The sequence below is a fragment of the Aeribacillus sp. FSL M8-0254 genome (genome assembly GCF_038008845.1).
Classification (GTDB): domain Bacteria; phylum Bacillota; class Bacilli; order Bacillales; family Aeribacillaceae; genus Aeribacillus; species Aeribacillus composti.
The window spans coordinates 2,047,041-2,072,550 of sequence record NZ_JBBOZY010000001.1 but is presented as its reverse complement, the minus strand read 5'-3'; the positions used below and the strand labels follow the sequence as shown (position 1 = coordinate 2,072,550).

At 38.8% G+C, this 25,510-nt stretch carries 21 protein-coding genes and 3 pseudogenes; 16 read left to right on the top strand and 8 right to left on the bottom strand.

Annotated elements, in window-relative coordinates; genetic code table 11:
• Positions 1 to 86 precede the first annotated feature (86 nt).
• A complete protein-coding gene (locus NSQ44_RS09995) occupies positions 87 to 941 on the bottom strand; it encodes an oxidoreductase (RefSeq protein ID WP_340856963.1) in 855 nt (284 codons plus the stop codon).
• 812 nt (positions 942 to 1,753) lie between these two features.
• Positions 1,754 to 2,149 carry a large conductance mechanosensitive channel protein MscL gene (gene mscL, locus NSQ44_RS09990; RefSeq protein ID WP_340787366.1) on the bottom strand — a complete coding sequence of 132 codons (396 nt, stop codon included), beginning with the start codon at positions 2,147 to 2,149 and terminating at the stop codon, positions 1,754 to 1,756.
• Between the two features lie 300 nt (positions 2,150 to 2,449).
• Between mscL and NSQ44_RS09985 the strand changes: the two genes are divergently transcribed.
• The 3 genes from NSQ44_RS09985 (at position 2,450) to NSQ44_RS09975 (ending at position 5,529) form a co-directional block, all read left to right on the top strand.
• Complete coding sequence (locus tag NSQ44_RS09985; RefSeq protein WP_340856961.1) at positions 2,450 to 3,667, top strand: hypothetical protein; 1,218 nt, start codon at positions 2,450 to 2,452, stop codon at positions 3,665 to 3,667.
• A gap of 161 nt (positions 3,668 to 3,828) precedes the next feature.
• The gene (locus NSQ44_RS09980) at positions 3,829 to 4,005 is read left to right on the top strand and encodes a DUF3986 family protein (RefSeq protein WP_340858214.1); all 177 of its coding nucleotides are present in this window, start codon (positions 3,829 to 3,831) and stop codon (positions 4,003 to 4,005) included.
• Between the two features lie 162 nt (positions 4,006 to 4,167).
• A complete protein-coding gene (locus tag NSQ44_RS09975; RefSeq protein ID WP_328101957.1) occupies positions 4,168 to 5,529 on the top strand; it encodes an IS4 family transposase in 1,362 nt (453 codons plus the stop codon).
• A gap of 205 nt (positions 5,530 to 5,734) precedes the next feature.
• Here NSQ44_RS09975 and NSQ44_RS09970 read toward each other — a convergent pair whose 3' ends face one another.
• Complete coding sequence (locus tag NSQ44_RS09970) at positions 5,735 to 6,100, bottom strand: hypothetical protein (RefSeq protein WP_094245907.1); 366 nt, start codon at positions 6,098 to 6,100, stop codon at positions 5,735 to 5,737.
• A gap of 95 nt (positions 6,101 to 6,195) precedes the next feature.
• Positions 6,196 to 6,495: a hypothetical protein gene (locus NSQ44_RS09965; protein ID WP_340856958.1), complete on the bottom strand. Its 300-nt coding sequence runs from the start codon at positions 6,493 to 6,495 to the stop codon at positions 6,196 to 6,198.
• Positions 6,496 to 6,592: 97 nt separating this feature from the next.
• On the opposite strand from NSQ44_RS09965, the gene NSQ44_RS09960 reads away from it, so the two are divergent.
• From NSQ44_RS09960 to lspA, 5 genes are all read left to right on the top strand, one after another.
• Positions 6,593 to 6,871 (top strand): hypothetical protein, encoded by a 279-nt coding sequence (locus NSQ44_RS09960; RefSeq protein ID WP_340856956.1) that lies wholly within the window; start codon positions 6,593 to 6,595, stop codon positions 6,869 to 6,871.
• A complete protein-coding gene (locus tag NSQ44_RS09955) occupies positions 6,825 to 7,130 on the top strand; it encodes a hypothetical protein (protein ID WP_157727975.1) in 306 nt (101 codons plus the stop codon). The genes NSQ44_RS09960 and NSQ44_RS09955 overlap by 47 nt, the downstream gene beginning before the upstream one ends.
• Positions 7,131 to 7,911: 781 nt before the next feature.
• Entirely contained in the window at positions 7,912 to 9,282 is a 1,371-nt protein-coding gene (locus NSQ44_RS09950; protein WP_063387788.1) for a sensor histidine kinase, read from the top strand.
• 2 nt (positions 9,283 to 9,284) lie between these two features.
• The gene (locus NSQ44_RS09945; protein ID WP_340856953.1) at positions 9,285 to 9,956 is read left to right on the top strand and encodes a response regulator transcription factor; all 672 of its coding nucleotides are present in this window, start codon (positions 9,285 to 9,287) and stop codon (positions 9,954 to 9,956) included.
• A 140-nt stretch (positions 9,957 to 10,096) separates the two neighbouring features.
• Positions 10,097 to 10,549, top strand: a complete 453-nt coding sequence (gene lspA, locus NSQ44_RS09940) for a signal peptidase II (protein ID WP_340856950.1) — start codon at positions 10,097 to 10,099, stop codon at positions 10,547 to 10,549.
• On the opposite strand, the pseudogene NSQ44_RS09935 reads toward lspA, so the two are convergent.
• Both NSQ44_RS09935 and NSQ44_RS09930 read right to left on the bottom strand, forming a co-directional pair.
• Positions 10,518 to 10,646 (bottom strand): annotated as a pseudogene (locus NSQ44_RS09935) (putative iron-sulfur cluster-binding metallochaperone); the annotation flags it as partial. The gene lspA and the pseudogene NSQ44_RS09935 overlap by 32 nt on opposite strands.
• Positions 10,647 to 10,663: 17 nt before the next feature.
• Positions 10,664 to 10,747: pseudogene (locus NSQ44_RS09930) on the bottom strand (YnfA family protein); the annotation flags it as partial.
• Between the two features lie 191 nt (positions 10,748 to 10,938).
• Here NSQ44_RS09930 and tnpA point away from each other — a divergent pair.
• From tnpA to tnpC, 3 genes are all read left to right on the top strand, one after another.
• Complete coding sequence (gene tnpA / locus NSQ44_RS09925; protein WP_003352856.1) at positions 10,939 to 11,259, top strand: IS66 family insertion sequence element accessory protein TnpA; 321 nt, start codon at positions 10,939 to 10,941, stop codon at positions 11,257 to 11,259.
• Positions 11,253 to 11,609 carry an IS66 family insertion sequence element accessory protein TnpB gene (gene tnpB, locus NSQ44_RS09920; protein ID WP_157727923.1) on the top strand — a complete coding sequence of 119 codons (357 nt, stop codon included), beginning with the start codon at positions 11,253 to 11,255 and terminating at the stop codon, positions 11,607 to 11,609. Before tnpA ends, tnpB begins: the two co-directional genes overlap by 7 nt.
• 61 nt (positions 11,610 to 11,670) lie before the next feature.
• A complete protein-coding gene (gene tnpC, locus NSQ44_RS09915) occupies positions 11,671 to 13,248 on the top strand; it encodes an IS66 family transposase (RefSeq protein ID WP_340856947.1) in 1,578 nt (525 codons plus the stop codon).
• A gap of 184 nt (positions 13,249 to 13,432) precedes the next feature.
• Here the strand turns inward: tnpC and lpdA are convergent, their stop codons facing one another.
• Positions 13,433 to 14,851 (bottom strand): dihydrolipoyl dehydrogenase, encoded by a 1,419-nt coding sequence (lpdA, locus tag NSQ44_RS09910; protein ID WP_340856946.1) that lies wholly within the window; start codon positions 14,849 to 14,851, stop codon positions 13,433 to 13,435.
• Positions 14,852 to 14,945: 94 nt separating this feature from the next.
• Positions 14,946 to 16,238: pseudogene (locus NSQ44_RS09905) on the bottom strand (heavy metal translocating P-type ATPase); the annotation flags it as partial.
• 276 nt (positions 16,239 to 16,514) lie between these two features.
• On the opposite strand from NSQ44_RS09905, the gene NSQ44_RS09900 reads away from it, so the two are divergent.
• The 5 genes from NSQ44_RS09900 (at position 16,515) to NSQ44_RS09880 (ending at position 25,422) form a co-directional block, all read left to right on the top strand.
• Positions 16,515 to 17,189, top strand: coding sequence for a CadD family cadmium resistance transporter (locus NSQ44_RS09900; RefSeq protein WP_340856943.1), 675 nt, complete (start codon positions 16,515 to 16,517; stop codon positions 17,187 to 17,189).
• A gap of 207 nt (positions 17,190 to 17,396) precedes the next feature.
• Entirely contained in the window at positions 17,397 to 19,592 is a 2,196-nt protein-coding gene (locus tag NSQ44_RS09895; protein ID WP_340856940.1) for a YhgE/Pip domain-containing protein, read from the top strand.
• 710 nt (positions 19,593 to 20,302) lie between these two features.
• Entirely contained in the window at positions 20,303 to 21,760 is a 1,458-nt protein-coding gene (gene ltrA / locus NSQ44_RS09890; protein ID WP_232515578.1) for a group II intron reverse transcriptase/maturase, read from the top strand.
• Positions 21,761 to 22,664: 904 nt separating this feature from the next.
• Positions 22,665 to 24,125 (top strand): aldehyde dehydrogenase family protein, encoded by a 1,461-nt coding sequence (locus NSQ44_RS09885; protein ID WP_340856938.1) that lies wholly within the window; start codon positions 22,665 to 22,667, stop codon positions 24,123 to 24,125.
• 163 nt (positions 24,126 to 24,288) lie between these two features.
• The gene (locus NSQ44_RS09880; RefSeq protein WP_063387791.1) at positions 24,289 to 25,422 is read left to right on the top strand and encodes a zinc-dependent alcohol dehydrogenase; all 1,134 of its coding nucleotides are present in this window, start codon (positions 24,289 to 24,291) and stop codon (positions 25,420 to 25,422) included.
• Positions 25,423 to 25,510 lie beyond the last annotated feature (88 nt).

The following is a 25,510-nucleotide window of genomic DNA, read 5'->3' as shown; positions in this document are numbered from 1 at the left end:
TCGAATAGGATGTATGCTTTACAATTGCTCCAACAAGCGTTGCCGAAAACAACGGGCGCCCCTTCATATAAAGGCGGCGCTTATTGTTATTTATGAAACTGTTTCATGACAATCCGTTCCCATCGCTTCCATGGCAGCCAGTTTTTCAGCCTTAGCATCAGTTTGACTCCTCTGCCTACGGGGTAGCGCAAACTAGGAGTCGGGGATTGGGCGACTTTTACAATATGTTCAATGACTTCGTCAGGAGGCGGCGCCGTTTTGGCTACTCGTTTCACGTACTGTAAAATGGTTTTCATCTCTTTTGCATATGGCGAATTCGAACGAATGGACACCCCTTGAAGTCCTTTGGACCAAATGTTCGTTTTGTACGAACCTGGCTCGATTAAGACGACATACACCCCATACGGCAACATCTCTAAACGGAGCGATTCGCTAAATCCTTCGACGGCAAACTTGGAGGCAACGTACGGTCCCATCGACGGAAAACCAATCCTACCGCTAATGCTGCTAATGTTGATGATTTTGCCGCTGCGCTGCTTTCGCATCACTGGCAACACCGCTTTGGTGACCGCAACTAACCCAAAAAAGTTCGTCGCAAATTGCCGCTCCCACTCCTCTAGAGAGAGTTCTTCTACAAAGCCACCAACGGCAAAGCCTGCATTGTTGACTAATACATCGATTTGTCCATAGTGGTTTATTACATCGTGCACGACCGATTCCGCCGCGGCGAAATTGGTGACATCGAGAGGCACCACTTCGATCTGCTCCCAAACGCCTGCTTCGCGTGCCGCTGTTTCGAGAGTTTCTTTGTTTTCCATGTTCCGCATCGAAGCGACTACTCGATAACCTCCCCGAGCAAGCGCTACGCTTACTAGCAGCCCAAATCCGCTCGATGCACCTGTCACTAGCGCCACCGACTGAGGACTTAACTTTTGATTCACAACACCACCTCCTCGCTACCATGCAGACATATTATTGGAATTAGATAATAGTGAGCGATATTCCTGCCATTTTGCCAAAAAGACCTCCATCATGCGCTGATGGAGGTCGCTTTTTCCTGTGCGCCCGGCATGGGTGTAATCTATAGGGTGAAAGTCCCGAGCTGCGAAGGCAGAAGTAGCAGTTAGCTTAACGCAAGGGTGTCCGTGGTGACGCGGAATCTGAAGGAAGCGAGCGGCAAACTTTAAGGTCTCTCGGAACACGAACTTCATATGAGGCTAGGTATCACTGGGTGAGTTTGCAAGACAAAACAAAGCCCTTTCTGCCGAAGGTGATACAGAGTAAATGAAGCAGATGGATGGAAGGAAAGATTACACTCTTACCCGGGGAGGTCTGGCTGGCACGCCAAGTAACCTTGGTAACCTATCTAGTGATAGATAGCTGAACAGTCAGAAGTCAGCAGAGGTCATAGTATTAGTTGGTCTAGAACAACTAAGAAGGACCGAACAATTAAGAGAGAATAGCCCTTGGCATTCAGTGAGTCATGATGAACACAGAAAACGTAGTACCTCACTTGAGGGAGGAAGCGGTGAATCCCGTGGGAGACCTCTTGGAGGGTGGAGTGACCACTGGCATAAAGAGAACAGCTATTCACGGAAGTTATAAAGACTTGCGTCAATTATCTTAATGGAACCGCCGTATACGGAACCGTACGTACGGTGGTGTGAGAGGTCGGGGGTTAGTCACCCGTTAGTCACCCCCTCCTACTCGATTCCTTTTTCTTGTCATTTTGTTCCTTTCCCATGGCATTGAGTTATTCTCTTTCCAATTGCTGTTTTTTCAACAAATCGCGGATTTCCATAAGAAGTTCCTCCTGCTTTGTTAAGGATGGCGGAGCTTCCTTTTCTTCTTCCTGTTTTTTAAGGCGATACAATTTGTTTAACACTTTCACGAACAAAAAAATCGAAAACGCAACAATAAGAAAGTCAACGACTGTTTGCATAAACATGCCATATTTCACATCGGCGTCACCGATTTTAAAGGATAAGTCGCTAAAATCGATGCCGCCAAGCAATAGTCCAATCAGCGGCATAATCATGTCATTGACAAGGGAAGATACGATTTTGTTGAATGCCCCGCCAATAATCACCCCGATGGCCAAGTCGACAATATTTCCGCGCATCGCAAACTCTTTAAATTCTTTTAGCATATACAATCACCTCATTTCCTAATTTCGAGTATAGCAAAGTATAACATAAAGTTTTGGAAAGGTTCTAGTGAAACTGGATGTATTTGTCGAAAATAGCGGCTATATGAGTAGTACGCGTTATGTACTATCCAGGGAAAGCGGGTAAGAAACTCCTGCCTCTTATACCTCTTTTTACATTCTTTCGAAAGAAGTTGCTTCATAATAGAAAAAGGTAGATACTCGTTTTTTACGTAATTTAAGACATTGCACCCTGTATTAGTGTTAAAATATACTATGAAAAACAAGAAAGGAGCAGAAGAGGTGAATATTCGAACCATTTTGAAACGCATTCCGCATGACGATCTGCTTGAGCTTATCATGCGCCTCATCCAATCTAACAAAAAAGCCCAAGAAAAAGCACTTCATTTTTTAGAAAACAAAGGCTATTTGAATGATGAAGAATTAGCACAAAAACATTATAACGAGTACCGTGAAAAATTTGCAGAAGCGATAGATATTATTTCTGAGTTTAATATGTACGGCGGCGGTCCGGAAGACGATGAGGATCGTGCATATGAAAATATGGAACAAGTTCTTTCATTGCTTGAAGAGGGGAAGCTGCCAGATGAGTGTAGGGAAGAAATGATTCACGAATTGATGGAACAATATCTTGAGGGAAATTCAGGATTTGACGATGCTATATGGGACTGGATTGAGAGAATCGCCTGCGAAGAAGCACATTGGCGGCTTGTGTTATCATACTTGAAGCAGTCAAACAGCAAATACGATCAATCGCTCATGCTAGACATTTATCGGCACAAGCTCGGCAATGAAGAGACGTATGAACAAATGCGGATACAGCAATTAACATACGGCAGCGACTATTTGGATTATGCCCAATTTTTAGAGCAAAAGGGCGAAAAGAAAAAAGCGCTTGAAATCGCTGAGAAGGGATTAAGAGAAGGAGAAGGATTTTTAGGAGCTTTGTATGAGTACGTGTTCGAGCAATATGAGCAAATGGGGGAAAAAGAAAAAGCGCTGCAATTATTAAAGCAACAATTTCAACACCGCCCTTCTTATGAGCTGTATAAAAAAGCGATCGCTTATGCTGCGCCAAGCGTGAAAGAAGCGGTGAAAGAAGAATTGTATGCATTGTTAACTAGACAATCGTTTTATTCTTATGTAAAAGCAGAAATTGACTACAATGAAGGAAACAGCAAAGAACTGCTTCAATACGTCACAAAAACGGCGTCTTTTCCGTTCTATTCCGATCCATCTAAGTATGAACGTTACTTAAACGAGCATCATCCGTTGGAAATGATCACCTATTATAAACAAAAAGCCGAGCAGCTGATTGGACAACGAAAGCGTTCAGCGTATCGCCAGGCTATTGTGTACATCGAAGAAATCCGCCACGTCTATATCGATATTCTCGGACAGCCGGATAAGTGGAAGGCGTACTTCAACAGTGTCATCGCCCCTTACCAACAACGTCTGCCGGCGTTTTTAGATGAGTGGAAGAAGCGGGGCGGGGAGTGAGGCCGCTTCCCGTCACACTGAGAGAAATAGAAGGGGTTTTATAGAATTTAAATAGGGAGATGCAAACTTGGCGCAGATGTATATGAGGAGGAAGGGAATTATTGAGGCGGCCAAAAACTATTGGAGAACCAAGTTGAATATAAAATTCTGAATGAAAATAAATAGGTGATTTTTTAGATCATGAACAAGATACTACATTAGTTCAAAAAATATTAAATCAGTATGATTACTATGAAAAATATGGTTACAAGATTTTTACTATTGATGCAGATGATTTATCTTATGAAGCCGGAAATAAGTTGTTTGAAGCGTGGTTAAAAACAAATAACATAATATAACTCAGCTTTCGCAGTCCAAAATCTTGTTTAAATGCTTGATGTAAATGGTTTTGGGAAGTACAAAATTATCATTTGACATTTTTTAAAACATAAAGAAAGACACCTATTCTTTTGGTAAAATATTGGTGACGAAACCAAATCCAAAAGAAAGGTGTCACCACTATGATAACGAATAAAGACTACTTTGCGCAATTACCAAAAGAAATTAAACAAGGATTTTCCGAATTAAATATTGGATATCATTTAAGAAAAGCGAATATTACGAAACTTTCCGGGTATTCTTGTCTTACTGTTTTCAAACTGATTTTTCTTTTAGTCTTCCAATATAAGAACTGGTTTCGTGCTTTTATGAGTAAACGATCTCAGGATCTGCCCGGAAAGGATACAGTCTATCGCTTTTTAAATACACCAACCTATCATTGGAGAAAGTTTCTGCTTTCATTAAGCAGTGAAATGATCCGTCTGCTTCAACCATTAACTTCAAAAGATCGTGTCACAGCTTTTGTGATTGATGATTCTGTCTTTTCAAGAAACCGTAGTAAGTCGGTTGAACTGTTGGCTAAGGTTTTTGATCACTCTACCCATCAGTACTTGAAAGGGTTTCAAATGCTTACCCTTGGCTGGACCGATAGTTTTACTTTTATTCCCGTTGATTTTGCTCTTCTAAGTTCACCGAAAAAGGAAAATCGCCTGCAAGAAATCAATACCAATATTGATAAACGAACATCTGGCTATAAGCGTCGCCAGGAAGCTCTGAAATCAAAACCGGACGTGGCTTCAGCTTTACTTGATCATGCGCTTGAAAAAGGGATTATAGCTGACTATGTTCTCATGGATTCCTGGTTTACACAAGCGCCTTTAATTGAGAAGATTACGAACAAAGGGTTATTTGTCATTGGCATGGTGAAGCAATTAAAGCAGCGATACGTTTACAATGGTGAACGTTTCACACTGAATCAACTTTACAAATTGGCAAAACCTCACATGGGTAAAAAAGACATTCTCGGATCCGTTTATGCTACTTTAGACAATGGAATTCCAGTAAAAATTCTATTTGTACGAAACCGTAATAAACGGAGCGAATGGCTTGCCATTCTCAGCACAGATACAACATTAGAAAATGAAGAGATCATTCGTATTTACGGCATGCGTTGGGACATTGAAGTCTTCTTCAAATGCAATAAATCCCTTTTAAATTTAGAGAAAGAATTCCAGGGACGTTCCTACGACATGTTAATTAGCCATACAACCATTGTTTTTACACGATATATTCTCATTGCTTGGCAAATGCGAAAAGAGGAGGATCCTAAGACGATTGGCAACCTTTTTTACATCCTTTGCGAAGATGTAAAAGACATAGATTTTATTACTGCCCTTCAATCACTTATTGACCTTTTCCAAACTTTGGCGGAAGCCGAGGTTTCTTTGAACATGGACATCTTTAAAAATCAAATGAATAAATGGTTGGCCACTATACCTAATTATATCAAGCAATGCTTAAATATTTCTGTGTGCGAAAGTTGAGTAATATAAGAAATAAGTATTTGGGGAACTAGATGTGCAAGTTTCTTTTCTGCATCCAGATTTAAAGGTTTGTCGTCTCAACGGTTATAATAAACGCGGATGATGCTGTACGTATGTTTAGACCGATTGTGGAAACAAACACCCCATCTGTCGGTGATGGGGGTAAGTTCATCGCGCAGGGATACGGAAATTGTGCCAGGAGAGGTTATTGCTGCTGGGCGAGTTTGCGGATTTTTCGGTCATGTTGGGCGATTTTAGAAGAATGGAAATCGACAGTTTCTTGTGTTTCGATAAGTTCAATGCGCAAGCTGTCAATTTTTGTTTCTAATCGGTTAAATCGTTCGTTCATTTCATTTTCCAGCCGATCGATTCTGCTTTCCAACCGGTCGTCCATCTCTTGTATCCGTTTATCCATTTCCGCAAACTTGTTTTTAAACTCATCATTCATTGCTTCGACTTTTTTGTCTATTGCTTCGACTTTTTCGTTTAATGCAGCGATTTGTGTGCGAAAATCAGATGCATGCAGATCGAGTGCCTTTAAAATTTCTTTTAATACTGTTTGTTGTTCCATTTCATTCACCTCCTCATTAGACAGTATAACCGGATCATATAGACAAGAAAAGCATTAAATAACATTGTGTAACGTTATGAATCAGATTGAAAAAATCAACGACCGTTTGCATAAACATGCCATGTTTCACCTCGGCATCGCGCCTTCAGCGTCCACGGCTGGATTTGGTTCGTGTTCGCCTTTCTTGGCAGCCTCATCGGCGTCAAGCTGGGGCTGTATTGTGCGTGAAAAAAATAAATAGAAGTCAAGACGGATTCTCTTTTTTCTGCTATTTCCTCTAGTTTTGCGAATGTAGCCGCATTGGTTTTACAGTGCTTGGTCAAACGCTTTCTGCTTTTCCGCTTCTTTGATCGCTTCCTTTTTTCTTGTTCGAAAATTCGGGCTGTTTTTATCATTTTTAGCTACTCCCTTATCCGTTTTGCATATTCTTCGTCAATCAACTTGTCCATAGCGGTTACCGAGAAGGGATTAAGAGAAGGATTTTTAGGCTCATTGTATGAGTACGTGTTCGAGCGATATGATCAAATGGGAAAAAAAGCGCTTCAATTATTAAAACAGCAATTTCAACACCGCCCTTCGTATGAGCTGTATAAAAAAGCGATCGCTTATGCTGCGCCAAGCGTGAAAGAAGAATTGTATGCATTGTTAGCTAGACAATCGTTTTATTCTTATGTAAAAGCAGAAATTGATTACAATGAAGGAAACAGTAAAGAGCTGCTGCAATATGTTACAAAAACAGCGTCTTTTCCGATTCTATTCCGCTCCGTCTAAGTATGAACGTTACTTAAACGAGCATCATCCGTTGGAAATGATCACCTATTATAAACAAAAAGCCGAGCAGCTGATTGGGCAACGAAAGCGTTCAGCGTATCGCCGGGCCATTGTGTACATCGAAGAAATCCGCCACGTCTATATCGATATTCTCGGACAGCCGGATAAGTGGAAGGCGTACTTCAACAGTGTCATCGCCCCTCACCAACAACGTCTGCCGGCGTTTTTAGATGAATGGAAGAAGCGGGGCGGGGAGTGAACTCACTTCCCGTCACACTGAGAGAAATAGCGGGGATTCTATGAGGCATGAACCTCTCCCACTTACACTTCGCTTAGAGGTGGAAGGATTAAGGCGAGACCTTTCTATTCGTTTTTATTTATGGAAATCTACAGTTAAAATAAAGGGCGTATTTAGGACGTTCATTTGAACAATTACTATTTATCATTTTTAACATAATCATTAATCAATTTTCTAATTTCTTTTTTAGAAATATCTTCTTTATCATTTTTAGAATAAATGGTTAATGGATAAATTTCCCTATCAAATGTTACTAAATAGTAAATGATTCTAAAACCACCCGATTTTCCTTTATTAGAACTTTTATTTTCAACTCTGCATTTAAAGACTTTATTGCTTTTTAGTTTTAATCCTGTTATATCTTCACCGACTAAATGGCCTTTTTCAAGGTTTTCAAATAAATCATTTATATCTTCTTCAAGTGCAGGGAATTTCTTTAAAATAATTTTTCAACTCCTAACATTTTCTTTGCATCTGTTTTAACAAAAAAATGTGCAAAAATGATGGAGACGGTCCATTTTTGATCCTGTAAATTTTTTATGCGAAAATTATTTACTCGCCAAAAAGGTGTGCCCGCATTTGGCATCCGCTCGCTGTTTTAAAGTTCGGACGGGGGAGAACAGATAAGCGTTGGATGAAAATGATATAATGAAAAAATGAGAACAGAACGTTCGGTTAAAGGCGGCGAAGAGCTTTCCTTTTTGAAGAGAAAGCTAGTTGGCTGATAAGGAAGGGACAAAAAGTGAAAAAAATTTCGTTTAAATTAGGGCTGCTATTTTTCGTGTTTGTTTTGGGAGTCGAAATCATTTTATTTGTCTCATTGTACATAACTTTGGTCAATTCAAGAATTGAGGAGGAGTTTGAGCATCTATTGGCGAGAGGGAATAACCATCGCGATGTGCTGGAAAAAAACTTTGACCATTCCACGCTGGAGCATGTGACGATGATGGAATCGGAAGCGGTGACGGATGTAGTGATTACAAATGAGAAAGGCAATATATTGTATTATTCCGATGACATATTGCCTTTTGCCAAAAAAATTGTAAATACAATGGACAGAACGATTCCGCATGACGGAATAATCGTGCAAAGAAATTGGCAAAAAGAGTCGCATATAGCGACAGTAAGCCCGATACGTATTGACGGCAAGATCAAAGGGTATGTCTATATGTTTCAAAATACCGATGCTATTCAAAAAATGATCTATAAGTTAAAGCATCATTTCGTTTTGGTTGGATTTCTTTCGGTATTTTTAACCATTTTGACGATCGCTTTTTTATCAAAAGTGATAACAAATCCCCTTATTCGTATGAAACAGGCAACCGAAAAATTGAGCAAAGGCGATTTTTCTGTTCGCTTGCAAGTGAAAGGGGAGGACGAATTGGCGGAGCTGGGGGAAGCGATTCAAACATTGGCGAGAGATTTGGAATATTTAAAAAAAGAAAGAAAAGAATTTCTTGCCAGCATTTCTCATGAGCTCCGAACCCCTCTTACATATGTAAAAGGGTATGCAGATATCGCAAGAAGGCCGAATCTAAAAGAAGAGGAGAGGAACCGCTATTTGTCCATTATTTATGAAGAAGCGGAGAATATGCAAAAGCTTGTAAAGGAACTGTTTGAATTAGCAAAGATGGATCAACATTCATTTCAAATCCATAAGGAACCGGCCAACCTGTGTGATTTCTTAAAGAAATTACATGACAAAATGCTACCTGCGTTTCATGAGAAAAACATGTCACTTATCTATAAATGTGAAAAAAACATTACCGTCCAAATTGACCAAAAGCGATTTGAGCAGGTGATGATCAATTTGTTGGACAATGCTTTAAAATATTCCGATGAAGGCTCAGTTGTATCGATTGAAGCAAGAGCGGAGAAAAACAGCATAGTGATCATTGTTTCAGACAATGGAATCGGAATTCCAGAGGAAGATTTGCATCATATTTTTGAACGATTTTACCGAGTGGATAAATCAAGATCAAGAACAAGCGGCGGTACTGGTCTCGGATTGGCCATTGTTAAGGAGATCGTCGAAGCGCACGGAGGAACGGTTTACGCCGCCAGTGAATACGGAAAAGGAACAAACGTTGTTATCACGCTGCCGGAGGTATAAGGATGTACACGATTTTGCTCGTTGATGATGAAAGAAAAATGTTGGACTTGCTGGAGCTTTATCTTTCCCCTCAAGGATATCATTGCGTCAAGTGCGAATCAGGATTATCAGCCATCCGATATTTAGAAAACAACAAAGCTGAACTTGTCCTGCTCGATATTATGATGGCGGAAATGGATGGCTGGGAAACCTGCCGGAAAATAAGAGAATTTTCAAACGTTCCTATTATAATGGTAACAGCAAGAGACCAAACATTCGACATTGTTAAAGGCCTCAAACTCGGTGCGGACGACTATATAACAAAACCGTTTGACGAAGCTGAACTGCTTGCTCGCATCGAAGCGGTGCTGCGTCGTTCCGCAGGAAAGCGTTCAATTATTGATGTTCAAGGATTGGTGTGGGATCAAGAAGAACATAAAGTCCATTTTCAAAACGAAGACATATTATTAACGCCGAAAGAATTCGATATTTTAGGGTTGCTTTTAAAGCACCCGAACAGAGCGTTCAGCAGGGAAGAAATCATTGTGTCCTTATGGGGATACGATGCCGAGACCGAAGAGCGAACCATCGACTCTCATGTAAAAAATATTCGCGAAAAACTGAGACAAGCCGGTTTTCCAATCGATCAATTTCTTCACACTGTTTGGGGAGTAGGGTATAAATGGGGGAAATAGCTATATTAGCAGATTGGGTTTTTAATGTCTGCTGAGCGGGATTGTATGCATCTTTTATATTGTTGAAAGGAAGATGAGAGCCAGCTTATGTCCGGCTCTTTTTTTGTTTTTGGAACCAAATAAATTCTGAGGTGACGTCTTTGTATTGGATCATTATACTCACATTAGGTATTGATCAGCTTTTTAAATATTTAGTTAGAAATTTTATGGACTATGGGCAATCCATTCCCGTTATTAATGGTTTTTTCCAATTGACATCTCATAGTAATACAGGCGCTGCTTGGGGGATTTTTTCAGGACAAAAAATATTCTTAATTAGTATTGCAATTATTGTGATAGTCGTTGGTCTTATTTATTCTCGTAAAGTAACTGATAAGCTAACGCGTATAGCCTTTGGCTTATTTATAGGAGGTGCAATGGGAAACGTTTTAGACCGTTTAATTTTTGGTGAAGTAACAGATATGTTCGAAGTTACATTTATCAATTATCCAATTTTTAATACTGCGGATGTATTTTTAGTTAGTGGAGTTATTTTATTCCTTATTAGCACTTATAAAGAGTCAAAATTGGTTTTAACATTGATTTTAACGTAATTATTTTTACTTTTTTCCCTTTTACATTACAAGAAGGACACAACTCATTACTACTACTTTCAGAAACCTGCCCTTTTGTAGAACAACAATCAGACATATTTTACGCTCTCCTTTTTATTGGCGAGGTGCAAATAGCATTACCGAGACACCAATTAAACATATACCTGCACCTACCCAGTCATATATATCTGGTGCTTTTTATCAAGCTTTATCTATAAATTATCAAGCTTTTTTACAAATTATCAGACTTTATTTCAAAGCCACACCTATATACTTAAACAATATTTACGTCTTTTCATTCTAGGTAAGCGTCAAATCTTGCACACCTTCTTGATGTGCTAATTTCATGAGATAATCTCCTCAAGATGAAATTGAAGGGGGTTTTTTTTATGCCTAAGAATCCTGAATTACGAAAGGTTTGGGAACAACGAATCGCTGACTATCGTAAAAGCGGTCAAACTCAAGTAAACTGGTGCAAGGAAAATCAATGGAGTATTCACCAGTTTAAATACTGGTTAAGAAAAATTGAAAATCCAATCAAAAATCAAGGAAAGTCTACAAAATGGGCATCCGTTACCCTAGAAGATCATTCACAAACAGTTGAAAATTCATTACGGATTGAAATTAGTGGGATTTCAATTGAAGTAAAACCTGGTTTCGATCCGGCCTTTCTTTCAGAAGTGGTTAGGACGTTGAAATCAACATGTTAGCTGGTACAAGAGCTGAACGAGTTTACTTGGCAAAAGGAAGTACTGATTTGAGAAAATCCATTGATGGATTAGCTGCTTTGGTGAAAGAGGGATTTGATTTAGATCCCTTTTCATCAAGCTATTTTGTGTTCTGTAATCGAAAGCGAGATAAATTAAAAATTCTTCACTGGGACTATAATGGTTTTTGGCTTTATTATCGTCGATTGGAAAAAGGAAAATTTCAATGGCCAAATGAAAATGACACTGGAACGATACAAATTAGTTATCGGCAATTACGCTGGTTATTGGATGGTCTTGCAATGGAGCAAAAGAAAGCACACCCAGAAGTAAAGGCTAGAACAGTTATATGAATTTTTTACTTTTAACAAAAACCTTGGAGGAAAATAGCTAAAACCGTCGAATTATTACTACATGATGAAAAATTTAAAGAATCCTAACCAAAACCCATTTGAATTAATTGAAAAACTTCAACAGCAAATCGTTGAATTGACGGCGAAATTACGATGGTATGAAGAACAGTATCGTCTTAGTCAAAAACGAAAATTTGGCTCTTCAAGCGAAAAAACAAATCCTAATCAATTAGAACTACCTTTATTCAATGAAGCAGAGGTAGAGTCTAATGTAAAAGCCGAAGAGCCAACTGTTGAAACAATTACATATCGTCGTAAAAAGAAACGTGGTCAACGTCAAGCTACGTTTGAAAACCTGCCTATGGAAACGATTGAATATCGTTTACCCGAAGAAGAGCAGGTCTGTTCGTGTTGCGGTGAAAAAACACACGAAATGAGCACAGAAGTACGACAAGAATTAGTGATTATTCCGGCTCAAGTCAAAGTTTTAAAACACGTTCGATATGTCTATGGATGTCGTCATTGTGAGCGTAATGAAATAGAGACACCAATCGTTACAGCACCTGCCCCAAAATCTGTGTATCCAAAAAGTTTAGCTTCACCGTCAAGCATGGCATATATTATGAATCAAAAATATGTAGAGGGGCTACCTCTATATCGCCAAGAACAACAGTTCAAACGATTAGGTGTGATCTTATCCAGGCAAACCATGGCCAATTGGATGCTTTATGGTGCCGAAAAATGGCTTGCGCCAATTTATCAACGAATGAAAGAGCATCTCCTCTCTAAAGACATTCTACATGCGGATGAAACAACTGTTCAGGTTTTACATGAACCTGGAAGGTCAAGTACATCGAAATCTTACATGTGGCTTTATCGGACTGGAAGAGAGGATCCACCACTTGTCCTTTATGACTATCAGGAAACTAGAGCAGGAGAACATGCCAAAGAATTCCTAAAAGGGTTTAAAGGATACCTGCATGTCGATGGATATGCAGGATACCATAAGGTATCCGGTGTAACATTAGTTGGATGTTGGGCTCATGCCCGCAGAAAGTTCGATGAGGCTTTAAACGTACTTCCTGAATCCAAACGTCATTCAGCAGTCACAGCTCGGGAAGGACTCAATTTCTGTAATCAGCTATTTGCCATCGAGCGTGATTTGAAAGAATGTACACCAGAAGAACGATATAAAAAACGACTTAAACGCAGCCAACCATTGTTGGAGGCTTTTTCAGCATGGCTAAAAACAGAGAAAAGCAATGTTTTACCAAAAAGTCTATTAGGTCAAGCCATTACATACTGCCTCAACCAATGGGAAAAACTCGTGGCATTTTTAGAGGATGGACGTTTAGAAATCGATAATAATCGAAGTGAACGATCCATTAAACCATTTGTGATCGGAAGGAAGAACTGGATTTTTAGCAATACTCCGAAAGGAGCTAAGGCCAGCTCAATCATTTACAGTATTGTGGAGACAGCAAAAGAGAATAAATTAAATCCATTTTATTATCTTCGCTACTTATTTGAAAGGCTTCCCAATATGGATATAAGCAATATGGATGAGCTTGATCAACTACTTCCTTGGTCCAAAACCATTCCTTTGAATTGTCGGGTTTTTAATAACTTATCACAATAATAGTATTTAATCCCTATCATTAAAAGGTGGGGATTATTTTACGCTTACGCCCAAAACATTAGCTAAAGCTGCCGTTATTACATAAAAAATGATTTCCATTAATCGTCACTCCAAAATAAATAATTCGACCTGCACGTATGATTGTGCAGGCCTAGTTAAATTAAATATGCTCTAACTGTTTGAATTATTTTTTATTCAACATATGAATAGCATGTCCCATAACGCCTTCAGCTGCTTCCATGAGTGGTTCAGGTAAAGTTGGGTGTGCATGAATTGTAAGGCTGAGATCTTCTGCCGTTGCCCCTGACTCAATTGCAAAAACGGCTTCAGCAATAAGAGATGATACTTCTGGCCCTACCATCTGTACACCTAAAACCCGATTAGATTCTTTATCCGCCACAACTTGTACAAAACCATCGGCATCCGAAACAGATAAAGCTCTGCCGTTAGCTTGGAATGGAAAACGACTAGAAACCGTTTCATATCCTTTTTCCTTTGCTTCCTTCTCCGTTAAACCTGTATAGGCTACTTCAGGATCGCTAAAAATAACAAAAGGCATGGCCTGAAAATCAATCACACTCTTTAGTCCACATATCACTTCTGCAGCTATTTTACCTTCGTAACTAGCTTTATGAGCAAGGAGGTAACCACCAGCACAGTCCCCGATCGCATAGACATGTTCCACATTGGTTTGACATTTATCATTTATCTTAATAAACCCGCGTTGGTCAAGCTCTACTCCGATATTTTCTAACCCGATATTTCCTGTGTTCGGTTTTCTTCCAATGGAGACTAAGCAATAATCCCCTTTAATTATCTCTTCCTTCCCATTAACCTGAACTTGGACATTTACTTCATCGCCTGTATTTTCTCCTCCTTGGACTAAAGCATTCGTTATAACTGTGATTCCAAGTTCCTTTAAATGACGTTTTACTACATTTGTAAGCATAGGGTCCGTACCTGGAAGAATTGTATCTGATCCTTCAAGGATGGTCACTTTAGCTCCAAATTTAGCATAAGCAGTACCCAATTCCAAACCAATATAACCACCACCTACTACAACTAAATGTTTTGGTACTTCTTGAAGCATCAATGCCTCAGTTGAAGAGATAATTCTTTTTCTATCAAATGGCATACTTTTTAACTCAGTAGGTAATGATCCTATCGCAAGGATTAAGTCTTTGTATGAAAAGAATTTTTCTTCGTTACCAATTTTGATTTTGGCAACATAGGGTTCAGTAAGATAAGCTTCCCCACTAATGACCTCCACTCCATTGCCTTTCAGTAAAGTCCGAACTCCATTCCTTAGTTTATTTACTATACCGTCCTTCCACTTCACTACTTCTAGCATATCTACTTCAACTTCACCAGAAACCTTTATTCCCATTGAGTTGGCATGTTTTATGTGTTTTACTCGTTCAGAAGCACTAATAAGAGCCTTTGAAGGTATACAACCACGGTTAAGGCAAACCCCTCCTAGTTCTGCTTTATCCACCAAAACCACTTTTTTCCCTAACTGAGCAGCACGTATGGCAGCTACATAACCTCCTGATCCTGCACCTATAACTAACAGATCTACATCATTTTTTCCTTCAACAGTCATTTCAGTTTCCTCCTTCGATTTTATAAAGAATGAAAAGAATTATTTTAAATTAAGGATGAAAGCATTTTTGTCCCATGCGGATACCAATATGTAATATATGTTTGTTCAACACATTATAATCAGTTACAGCTGGAACCCCTTTTGTTAAGGTACCTGTTTTATCAAATGCAATAGCCTTTAAGGCACTAATTTCTTCTAAATACACTCCGCCTTTTACAAGGACACCTTTTTTCGCAGCATTCCCTATCGCTGAAACAATAGAAATTGGAGTCGATATGACCAACGCACAAGGACAACCAACAACAAGAACAGCTAATCCTTGATAAACCCATGTTTCCCAACTGCCATCAAAGAATAAAGGGACTATAACAACTAATGCTGCAATGATCATAATGATCGGTGTGTAATATTTTGCAAATTTATCGACAAATGCTTGCGAAGGAGCACGTTCTCCTTGTGCTTCCTCTACAAGATGAATAATTTTAGAAATCGTTGTATCTTCTACAAGTTTCGTTATTTTTACTTCAAGTAATCCTTCTTCATTTAATGTACCTGCAAATACTTCATCATCAACTGTTTTCTCAACAGGGACTGATTCACCGGTAATAGCTGCTTGGTTGACTGCAGAGTAGCCACTTACGACTACACCATCCATCGCAATCTTTTGACCTGGTTTTACAATCATAATATCCCCAACAGCAATATCATCGACATGAATCATTATTTCTTGTCAATTACGTCTAACGAGTGCCTCTTTAGTAGCGATATCCATTAATGAACGAATCGATTGTCTTGCTCTGTCCATAGAGAATCGCTCAAGTGCTTCACTAATCGCAAAGAGAATAACAACAATGGCAACTTCTGCCCATTCTCCAATAATAGCACCACCTATAACAGCTACTGTCATAAGGGTTTTCATGTCAAACTCAAAGCGTAGTAAGTTTTTCAAACCGACTTTAAAAAGTGATAATCCTCCGATTAATATGGACGCTAAAAACAATAAGGTAGTAACAATGTTCTCTTCTCCATTCACAGACGAGGAAAGGTAACCGAAGGCGATCAATAAGGAAGCATAAAGTAGCGTACTATGCTTTTTATAAAACGGCACTTTATCTTCTTTCATATCTTCTTTTCCCTCTTGTGAAACTTGGCGAGCAGATTTTTCAGGAGTCACTTTAAAGTTCTCGAATGCACCGGCTTTTTCTAGTTCTTCAATTGTTGCATTACCGTAAACAGCAATTTTAGATGCACCAAAATTTACTTTTGCATCCTCTACTCCAGGAAGCTGTTTTACATTATTCTCGAATTTTCCTGCACAATTTGCGCATGTAACCCCCTGAACGCGGTAAACATTTTTTTCAGCCTCTAATGCTTTTGCTTCAGACAATTTTTACAACCTCCCTTTTTATTTTCATTCAAACCAACATTTAAATGTTGACATTTTACGTTAATAATTTTAATCTAAAAGCACAATATATTCAAACAAATATTTGAATAATAACTTTCAATATTTTCACCTAAAATACTATTTATTAGTTATAGGATCATGCAAAGTGAAATTCTAAATCATTACATGAAGGGGAAATAATAGAAGGTGTAACAAACTAACATAACTAAATATCTTTTATTCCGATTAGGGAGTATTTTAAAAAGGAGTTTTTTTATGAATTTAATTTTAACAATTCTCTCTGCTTTAGGGTCTTTTATAGTAACCAATATCGATGATATTTTTGTCTTGATGTTGTTGTTCTCTCAGGCAAGTTCACAAGCTAAAGCAAGTAATGGCCGAACGGTTAACATGCAGCCAAAGGGAAATCGTATTTACCCTAGAGATATAGTCATTGGCCAATATCTTGGTTTTGCACTTTTAGTTTTGATTAGTCTTTTAGCTACATTTGGAGTGACACTCATTCCTGATCAGTGGGTAGGTTTATTAGGACTAATCCCGATCTATTTAGGAGTTAAACTGTTTATAAAGGGTGAAGATGAAGATGAAGGTGCTGTTGTTTCCAGTTTAAATAAATTTAATAAGTTCTATTTAAGTGTAGCCTTTATCACATTTGCCAATGGTGGAGACAATATTGGAATTTATGTTCCGTTCTTTTCTACTTTAAATAACAACCAACTGGTCATTACAGTTGTTACTTTCTTTATAATGGTTGCGGTCTGGTGTTTAATCGGATATCGTCTAGCAAGATTCAGATATGTTTCTGAAACACTTGAGAAATACGGCCGATGGGTTATTCCAATTGTGTTTATAGGATTAGGCCTTTATATCATGGAAGAAAATAATATATTTTCTAACCTGTGGTCTCACTTCGTAAATTTAAATTCCTAATTAACCGTAATGATTTACAAAAATATTGTTAAACCCTCTTTCCTTTTAAAGTATTGAGTACAAATCTTTATAGAAAATAAATTATTGAAATTCGGGCAAAAATAAGATGCAATAATGTTAAGCCCAAAGCAATACATTTAAGTGTGACTAGCCGAATTCGGTATAATGTTTATGTGGATTTTTAACTACAAGGAGAAGGCGAAATATATGAAGAACAGTATGCATTTATACTTGAAAGACTTAAAAAACATTTCAACAAACTGGGTAGCCGCGATTTTAATTGGTGGATTAATGATACTTCCGTCATTGTATGCGTGGATGAATATTAAAGCATCTTGGGACCCATATGGACAGACGGATCAAATTAAAGTCGGTGTTGTCAATAATGATACAGGGTCTACAGTGCGTGATGAAGAGATCCATGTAGGAAATGAATTAGTCGAACAACTAAAAGATAATGATTCAATGGACTGGCAGTTTGTCGATGAAGAGACAGCCATGGATAAAGTAAAATATGGAGACTACTATGCCGTCATTGTGATTCCCGATGACTTTTCTGAGAAATTGGGGACTGTGATTAATGATCAACCCACAAAAGCCGAAGTTAATTATTATGTGAATGAAAAAATTAACGCGATTGCTCCGAAGATTACCGATAAAGCAACTACCACAATCGTTGAGGAAATAAGCTCAAGCTTTATCTCAACTGTCAATGGCGTAATTTTTGATATGTTTAATCAACTTGGCCATGAATTACAAAGCTCTCTACCTGATATAAGGCAATTCGAGGATTATGTTTTTACAATTGAAGAAAAGTTACCTGAAATAAAAGAGGTTTTGGACGAATCACTCTCTGATGCTGAAAACGCCGAGGTCATGATCCATGATGCTCTTAACCTTATTCCACGCGTAGAAGAAGCGTCTAATCAAGGGCTTTCGACAGTAAACGAGACCTTGAATTTTATTAATGATGCAGAAGAACGTTTAGATGAGATAGCACCACGAGTGAACGAGGATTTGAACACCATCCAACAGGCCATTCAAGATACGAATGAGTTTTTAGAATCCGTTGAACCATCTTCAATGGATTTACTGGATATGAACGAGCAAATGAACAATTGGAATGAACAAATTAATAGTACGGTTACATCTATTGAAACAGTAGAGGAAATTTTACAACAAATTCAAGAAGAACAGGAATCTGGTGAGGATTCGGGAGAAGATTCAGGTCAATCAGAAGAGAATAATCAAGAACAGATTGAAAATGCATTAAATGAACTGGCAGCAATGAAAGCTACCTTACAAGAATTGCAAAAACAACTTAATCAAATTGATGAGATGATTGCGGAACATAATCAAGAGTTAGAAGATATGATGGCTAACTTACGAGAAACGGCTCAATTCACGAATGAGCGATTGGATGCTTTTATTACCGAATATAAAGAAACGATTGAACCTCGTGTTAGAGAAGAAATTCAACATGCAAAAAGTTCATTAGAATCGGCGAAAAGCATTTTAACCAAGGTTCAAAATACGATTCCAGAAGCACAAAACATATTAAATCGAACCGCAACTAATTTAGCATATGGTAAAGATTTATTAGAGAGTGTTTTAGCGGAATATCCGTATATTAATACGAAAATAAATGAACTGGCTGATGAGATCCGTCAGATCCAAGGAGAAACGGATTTAGAGGAAATTATCGAGCTATTAGAAAACGATCCTGAAGCAAAGGAAAGCTTTTTTGAAGAACCCGTCAAGCTGAATCAAAACAAACTGTTTCCTATTGAAAATTATGGTACAGGCATGACACCGTTTTATACCGTATTGGCGATATGGGTTGGTGGATTATTATTGGTTTCTTTATTGGCAACCGATCCGCATCACATAGAACCGTATACAGAAAGACAGATTTACTTTGGCAGATTATTGACCTTTGTCACGATTGGCATGATTCAAACCATCATTGTGACATTAGGTGATATGTATCTACTGGGTGTAAATGTCCAAGAACCAGTTTGGTTTATATTATTTGGGCTTTTATCGAGCTTTGTGTTTATCACCATTGTTTATACTTTAGTGTCGGTGTTTGGTGATATTGGAAAAGCTTTAGCTATTGTTTTCCTTGTTTTACAAATCGCAGGTGCTGGAGGAACGTATCCAGTGGTTTTATTACCAGAATTCTTTCAATCCATTCATTCTTTCCTTCCTTTCACCTATGCGATTAACTTGATGCGTGAAGCTGTGGGAGGAATTGTTTGGACTAAAGTACAACATGATGCAGCGATCCTTTCGACATTTGGACTAGTGGCATTACTTGTGGGCACCCTATTTAAAGCGCGTTTGAACAAGTATAAACACCAATTAATGAAGAAGTCGAGAGAAACGGGATTGTTTCATTAACTTTAAATGAATTTTTAATAACTGAAAATAATAAGTAAGTTAAAGAATGGGCTACCTTAACAGTTGGTAGCCCATTTTTCTGTGCGACGGGCAGTCGTACTTTGTGTAGGGATTCTACACTGAATGAGTCGTTAAAGGCTGGAGCACGATACCTATGGTAAACACGGCTCTGAATAACCTGGAAGACTCATTTTTTTCTCGAAGGTGAAAGTCCTTCCACTGGAGTGCTGATACAACCAGTGAAGACTAATCTAGGGCATCATCGTGAGGTGGTGTCTGAAGGAGATGCGGAAAGTCGAGAGACCCGTAGTCGGTTAGGCAGACCCAAATGCATAAGCGTGAAGCACAGCGGCAGGGTAAGTTGACGACCATGCGGAAATAATGGGAAGTCCTCTACTGAGAGTAGTGGTCTCTGTTCGATAAATCAGCTGAATAGAGATGGCTTATCAAGTGATGGTGCTGGGTATGCTTATAAGGAAGGTACGATGACCCCGTGAGGTCTCCATTCTACCTTAGGGACATCCATCTATAAGGGCAATCCGAAATGATGAATGTGAATGGAGAAGTCAGACGTTCCCATAGTACGGAAGTAGTATTTGGACCAAACCAAGTATGAACGGAAGGGGAACGACCTTGTGGCTCTACATCTGTAAAGGTGTGTAATGCGAACAGGAAACGATACTGCGGTAAAAACGAACTGAATGTACACAATGAAAGGTGTGGAATATGCAATGAACCGTGCGTTAACTTTAAAATGGCATAGTATTTATGGACAAATTCTCTTTGACAGGAAATTAAAAGCAGCCTGGGATAAGGTAGAAGCGAACGGTGGGTCTGGCGGTATCGATGGTGAAACGATAGACAGCTATCGATATAACTTAGATGAGAATCTAAACTCACTTTTACAAAAGTTAAGAAGAAAAGAATATAAACCTTCCCCAGTAAGAAGACATTACATTCCAAAGAAGAACGGCAAACTTAGACCTTTAGGAATCCCTAACATTGAAGACCGAATTGTCCAACAAGCTCTAGTAGATGTGCTACAACCGAAATTCGAAAATGGCTTTTTCCATAAATGGTCATGTGGTTATAGACCAAATCTAGGCGCGAAGCGCGTCCTACAAATAATCATGGCTAATATCGAACAAGGATATAACTACATTTATGATGCAGATATCAAAGGCTTCTTCGACAATATTCCGCATAAGAACTTAATGAGAGTGTTAAACAAATACATTGCGGATGGAACGGTATTAGACATGATTTGGAAATGGTTAAAAGCTGGATACATGGAGGAAGGAAAATACCATGCAACAGCTTCAGGAACACCCCAAGGGGGTGTCATTTCTCCACTACTTGCCAATATCTATCTAAATGAGCTTGATTGGATGTGGGCTGAGCACAATTTTCGATTTGTCAGATACGCAGACGATTTCCTGGTGTTTGCTAAAACAGAGGAAGACATCAAGAAAGCTGCAGAAGTCACGAAAGAGAAACTAGCGGAACTCGGTCTTGAACTCTCATCGGAGAAAACGAAATTTGTAGATTTCAATAATGACGATTTTGACTTCATAGGGTTTACATTTGAACATTGGCGAAAACGCAAAAAGGATGGTAAACCATACTATATCGCTAAACCAAAAGATGCAACTTGGAAAGATTTTCGTCAGAAAATAAAAGCAAAGACAAGGAAAACACTCACACTCAGCAAAGAGAAATGGCTTGGGCAGGTTAATCCAATCATTCGAGGCAAGGTAAACTATTTTCTGACGATCTATGAAGCAATTAAGGCAAATGCACAATTTGGATTTAAAAGTTCTTGCTTCTTTCAAGCATTTGGAAAAGAGTTATTAGCGATAGATGGTTACATACGAAAAAGGTTAAGAGTTGCCATGATACACAGTCATCCAAATCAAAGAAAAGGACATCTTATGAAAACAAAATGGAATAATGAATTCTTTGCGAGGATAGGTTTAATACCAGCATATTGGTATTACTATCATAAAATTTATGGATTTACTTTAGAAAATTACATTCAACGTATGAAAGAAAAACAACGAAAAGAACTCGAAAGACGTAAACAAAGAGCGAAAGAAGAGGGTCAAGAGTTTTACACTCCTGACCGTGTCCGTAAAATGCAATATGCGCAAAGGTTAGCGACGTATTAATTGTAACACATTGGTAAGCCGTATGCCTTAATAGGGCACGTACGGTTTGATGAGGGGGTAGCCTTGAAAGAGGTTACCCTACTCTATCATGTGCGCCCGGCATGGGTGTAATCTATAGGGTGAAAGTCCCGAGCTGCGAAGGCAGAAGTAGCAGTTAGCTTAACGCAAGGGTGTCCGTGGCGACGCGGAATCTGAAGGAAGCGAGCGGCAAACTTTAAGGTCTCTCGGAACACGAACTTCATATGAGGCTAGGTATCACTGGGTGAGTTTGCAAGACAAAACAAAGCCCTTTCTGCCGAAGGTGATACAGAGTAAATGAAGCAGATGGATGGAAGGAAAGATTACACTCTTACCCGGGGAGGTCTGGCTGGCACGCCAAGTAACCTTGGTAACCTATCTAGTGATAGATAGCTGAACAGTCAGAAGTCAGCAGAGGTCATAGTATTAGTTGGTCTAGAACAACTAAGAAGGACCGAACAATTAAGAGAGAATAGCCCTTGGCATTCAGTGAGTCATGATGAACACAGAAAACGTAGTACCTCACTTGAGGAAGGAAGCGGTGAATCCCGTGGGAGACCTCTTGGAGGGTGGAGTGACCACTGGCAGCATAAAGAGAACAGCTATTCACGGAAGTTATAAAGACTTGCGTCAATCATCTTAATTGAACCTCCGTATACCGAACGGTACGTACGGTGGTGTGAGAGGTCGGGGGTTAGTCACGGGTTAGTCACCCCCTCCTACTCGATTTCCATTATATATGATCGTTTAAAAGTCTATTACTAGGTTTTTCTATGTTTATTTACAGATCATCTGTCATTTGCTTTCCGACCTTTAGCAAGAATAATTTTGTTCGAACTGTAAAAAACTACCCACAAATAAATGAATTAAAAAAGGGGTAAGTTATATGGAGCGCTTTGAGGAATTGAACAAAAATTATATAAATGGTGAATGGGTCGAAGGATTAAGTGAAAGAAAATATGATAATTTGAATCCATATGATGGAACTGTCATTCAAACGATTCGGCTAGCGACCTCACAGCAACTTGAACAAGCTTTTTTAAACGCAAAAGAAGCTCAAAAAGAATGGGGAAAAACGTCTTCTTGTGAGCGAGAAGAAGTGCTGCGGAAAGCAGCGGAATTTTTCAAAAAAAATCGCGACGAAATCATAAAAGTGATCTCTCGTGAAACAGGCGGAAGCTTCATAAAGGCTAACGTTGAACTTGACTTGACGGTAGGGCTTGTGGAAGAAGCTGTGAAAATGGCCAAGAAATTAGATGAAGTGAGGGAAATTGAAGCCGATGTAAAGGGGAAAGTGAATCGTGTTTATCGTCTTCCTTTAGGAGTTATAACATCCATCTCGCCTTTTAATTTTCCGATGAATTTATCCATTCGGACAATTGCTCCTGCTATTGCACTTGGAAACAGTGTCGTTCATAAACCTGATATTCAAACAGCCTTGACAGGAGGATCAATCATTGCGAGGGCATTTGAATATGCAGGACTTCCAAAAGGTGTTTTTCAATGTATTTTAACGGATATTGATGAAATTGGCGATGACATGCTCACTTCTCCGCATTCACAGCTTATTAGCTTTACTGGTTCAACGCCAGTTGGCAAGCATATCGGAAAAATTGCCGGCAGCATGCTGAAAAGGGTTGCCCTTGAACTAGGCGGAAATAACCCGTTCATTGTTCTGGCAGATGCAAATGTAGACCGTGCTGTTGATGCAGCTATTTTTGGAAAGTTTATACATCAAGGTCAAATTTGTATGATTGTAAACAGAATTATTGTCCATAAAAATAAATATGATGAATTTGTACAAAAATTTGTGGAAAAAGCCAAATCGTTGCCTTACGGAGACCCGTCTGACCCGAAAACAATTATTGGACCGCTTATAAACGAAACACAAATTGAAAAAGCTTTAAATATTATAAATGAAGCAAAAAAAGAAGGAGCAAAAATTGCGTTGGAAGGGAAGCGTATCGGAAATATTTTAACTCCGACTGTATTTGTGGATGTTGATAACAACAGCAAGCTTGCTCAAACTGAGTTATTTTCACCAATTGCTACGATCATTAAAGCGGAATCAGACGATCATGCCATTGAAATGGCGAATAATACAGAATATGGTTTAAGCTCTGCGATTTTTACAGAGGATTTAAGTGAAGGTGAACAACTAGGACTTCAAATTGAAAGCGGAATGACTCATATCAATGATCAAACAGTCAACGACAGCCCGACAATTCCGTTTGGCGGAACAAAGTCGAGCGGAATGGGTAGATTTGGAAATCCTTGGGTGGTAGAAGAATTTACGATGACAAAATGGATTTCGATTCAAAAAGAATATCGAAAATATCCTTTTTAACAACATGCCGGATCCACCAAGCAGCGTTGACTTTAAAAGTTAGTGCAGATGAGAAATGTAAATTAATGGATAGATAAAACAATTCATACGTATATCATTTTTTAGCCGGGCAAATTATAATGACGAAATAATAATCATGAAATGAAGATGGAGGAAATAAAATATGAAAGCAGTTACATATCAGGGAAAACAAATGGTTGCGGTAAAAAACGTTGACGATCCCATCATCCAAGATCCCGAGGACGTTATTGTCAAGATCACATCCACAGCCATTTGTGGCTCTGATTTGCATTTATACGAAGGAAATTTTCCACTACCCATAGGGTATGTAATTGGCCATGAACCGATCGGCATTGTGGAAGAAGTCGGACGTGAAGTAACGAAAGTCAAAAAAGGGGATCGAGTTGTAATTCCTTTTACCGTAGCGTGCGGTACTTGTTATTATTGCAAACATCATTTAGAAAGCCAATGTGACAATTCGAACCCTCACTATGATTCGGGAGGTTATTTCGGATATTCAGAAAAATTCGGCAACTACCCTGGAGGACAAGCAGATTTCCTTCGTGTTCCTTTTGGAAATTATACACCATTTGTCATCCCGGAGGATTGTGATTTAGAAGATGAAAAATTGCTGTTTTTGTCCGATGTATTGCCTACAGCCTATTGGAGCGTCGAAAATGCCGGGGTAAAAAAAGGAGACACAGTCATCGTATTAGGATGTGGACCAGTTGGCCTTATGGCGCAAAAATTTGCTTGGATGAAAGGTGCAGAAAGGGTGATTGCGGTTGATTATATCGGCTACAGGCTGAATCATGCAAAAAAAATAAACAAAACAGAGGTGTTTGATTTTACAGCTTACGATGACATGGGCGAGATACTGAAAGAAACAACGAATGGAGGAGCAGATGTTGTTATAGACTGCGTTGGAATGGATGGGAAAAAGTCGCCTCTAGAGTACATTGAACAGAAATTGAAATTGCAAGGAGGTACTATAGGCCCAATACAAATTGCAACGAAAGCGGTCAAAAAAGGAGGGACCGTACAAATAACGGGTGTTTATGGCGGTCTGTATAATTTGTTTCCATTAGGACCATTTTTCAGCAGGAACATTACTTTGAAAATGGGCCAAGCCCCTGCGCGGGGTTATATGCAGGAGCTTTTTGAAAAAATTAAAAATGAAGAGTTTGATCCGACCGACATTATTACACATACCCTCCCATTAGAGGAAGCTGCTCACGGTTATAAAATATTTCATAACAAACAAGATGATTGCATTAAAGTAGTTTTAAAACCTTGAATTTGAAAAGAACTGGGAAAAATGTTTGAATTCCAGCTCATCACATTTGGCTGCAACTTTTTTTGGATCATATTGCCATCTAGCCTCT

Excerpts from the sequence above, each read along its gene's own strand:
- mscL (WP_340787366.1), bottom strand. The coding sequence starts at position 2,149 with ATGCTAAAAGAATTTAAAGAGTTTGCGATGCGCGGAAATATTGTCGAC.
- NSQ44_RS09975 (WP_328101957.1), top strand. The coding sequence starts at position 4,168 with ATGATAACGAATAAAGACTACTTTGCGCAATTACCAAAAGAAATTAAA.
- NSQ44_RS09970 (WP_094245907.1), bottom strand. The coding sequence starts at position 6,100 with ATGGAACAACAAACAGTATTAAAAGAAATTTTAAAGGCACTCGATCTG.
- NSQ44_RS09965 (WP_340856958.1), bottom strand. The coding sequence starts at position 6,495 with ATGATAAAAACAGCCCGAATTTTCGAACAAGAAAAAAGGAAGCGATCA.
- NSQ44_RS09955 (WP_157727975.1), top strand. The coding sequence starts at position 6,825 with ATGTTACAAAAACAGCGTCTTTTCCGATTCTATTCCGCTCCGTCTAAG.
- NSQ44_RS09945 (WP_340856953.1), top strand. The coding sequence starts at position 9,285 with ATGTACACGATTTTGCTCGTTGATGATGAAAGAAAAATGTTGGACTTG.
- tnpA (WP_003352856.1), top strand. The coding sequence starts at position 10,939 with ATGCCTAAGAATCCTGAATTACGAAAGGTTTGGGAACAACGAATCGCT.
- tnpB (WP_157727923.1), top strand. The coding sequence starts at position 11,253 with ATGTTAGCTGGTACAAGAGCTGAACGAGTTTACTTGGCAAAAGGAAGT.
- tnpC (WP_340856947.1), top strand. The coding sequence starts at position 11,671 with ATGATGAAAAATTTAAAGAATCCTAACCAAAACCCATTTGAATTAATT.
- lpdA (WP_340856946.1), bottom strand. The coding sequence starts at position 14,851 with ATGACTGTTGAAGGAAAAAATGATGTAGATCTGTTAGTTATAGGTGCA.
- NSQ44_RS09900 (WP_340856943.1), top strand. The coding sequence starts at position 16,515 with ATGAATTTAATTTTAACAATTCTCTCTGCTTTAGGGTCTTTTATAGTA.
- NSQ44_RS09895 (WP_340856940.1), top strand. The coding sequence starts at position 17,397 with ATGAAGAACAGTATGCATTTATACTTGAAAGACTTAAAAAACATTTCA.
- ltrA (WP_232515578.1), top strand. The coding sequence starts at position 20,303 with ATGAAAGGTGTGGAATATGCAATGAACCGTGCGTTAACTTTAAAATGG.
- NSQ44_RS09885 (WP_340856938.1), top strand. The coding sequence starts at position 22,665 with ATGGAGCGCTTTGAGGAATTGAACAAAAATTATATAAATGGTGAATGG.
- NSQ44_RS09880 (WP_063387791.1), top strand. The coding sequence starts at position 24,289 with ATGAAAGCAGTTACATATCAGGGAAAACAAATGGTTGCGGTAAAAAAC.